General features: G+C 37.9%; 1 pseudogene. It reads right to left on the bottom strand.

Features of this window, described 5'->3' with window-relative positions:
• Positions 1 to 518: pseudogene (locus I8748_RS35465) on the bottom strand (IS701 family transposase); the annotation flags it as partial.
• Between the last annotated feature and the right edge of the window lie 868 nt (positions 519 to 1386).

Here is a 1386-nt window from a genome sequence, read left to right as displayed (position 1 = left end):
AAAGCGTTCAGTTAAGATTTTTGGTAAACCTTGAACAAGTTTCAGTCCAAGCTGTGCTGGGGAAGGTGTTCCCTTACCTCTCCAAACCCTAAAATTCCAAGGGATGCGGCATTTTCCAATTACCAAATAAACTACGACCAGATGCAGGCCACGTTTACCATTATAGACCCTGATTAAATCACTAAACTCTTGAAATTTGCCCCGTTTCTCTAAAGTTGTGAGGTCAATTATTACTTGTAAAAAGGGTTTTCTTCCTTTACCAGATAATGTTAATACCTTGAAAACTGTTTGTAATGCGGTGGAGCGAACAATACGAATCATCTCCCTAGTTGACCAAGGATTGATATTTAAAAATCGGCTGATTGCACTTGGGGATTTTGTTTGACTGTGTTCGGGTAATGGGTGTCCTTGTGCCTCTAAGAATAACGCTCTTCTTCGCTTCTAGGTTATCTTTTTGGTACTGCGTCGGCATCAGTTCTTTGAGGGTGTACACGCTCATCTTGGGCGTGGGCAAGCATTTTCTTAGTGCTTTGTTTAATCAGATATTTCACGCCTTTTCTCTCATGTTTTCAGTCTCAAATGCAAATCTGACGATTTCATGGTGGTCATCCCCTTTGAAACGTACAGTATCCTAGCATCTGTTGTTTTGGCTGCCAAAACCGTAGTATTAGTTAGCTTTCAGTATTATTAGTTACCTTTTTTATTTTAGACAAGCCTTTGCTTCCTGTAATATTTTGCATCCTTTATTCGCTTTTTGCGTGTTTACCCAGCTAGGTGCAAGATATGAGCCTAATCGCTGTATGAAGATAAAGAAGATTAAAAAAAGTGGACAAAATGATATTGATAGGAGTTTAATGAATATTGTAATGACTCAAACTAGTTTTGAGTTGTTGCAGGAAAGGTTGAGCTTTTTGAAAAGTAAAGTATTATCTCTTTACGGATAAAAATCTCGTTCAAGGCCATAGCATTAACATCTTAGAACAAACTCCTAAGTTGTTCAATAACTAAGAAAAAATGACATATAATTTATGACAAAACGTTCTGCCAGACAAGTAGAGAATAGGAAAAGGTTCTCGAAAAACTAATGTGGAAGTAGCCTAAAATGTCCGGGGAGGGGTAAAACCTGAGATGTTCGTCGGAGTCGTAAACTTCTCATATTTTCATTCAAGAAATATCAGAGAGGGAGGAAGGCTTTCATCCGTTGTCCAGTCATAAATAATGTGCTTCCAAACATTATGCGATACAGGCACGGACAAATTCTATCAAGAACTCTTAAATTCATAATCAGAATTCCCTTTAATTCGATGAATTCCCTGCAAAATGTCTATTTTCAATTCCCATTATTTTGGCGTGGCGGCGTCATGAATTATATGAAATCATCAGGGG

This window comes from Amazonocrinis nigriterrae CENA67 (genome assembly GCF_016056305.1).
Taxonomy (GTDB): Bacteria; Cyanobacteriota; Cyanobacteriia; order Cyanobacteriales; family Nostocaceae; genus Amazonocrinis; species Amazonocrinis nigriterrae.
The sequence above is the reverse complement of the archived record's forward strand: the minus strand, read 5'-3'. Positions and strand labels throughout refer to the sequence as shown.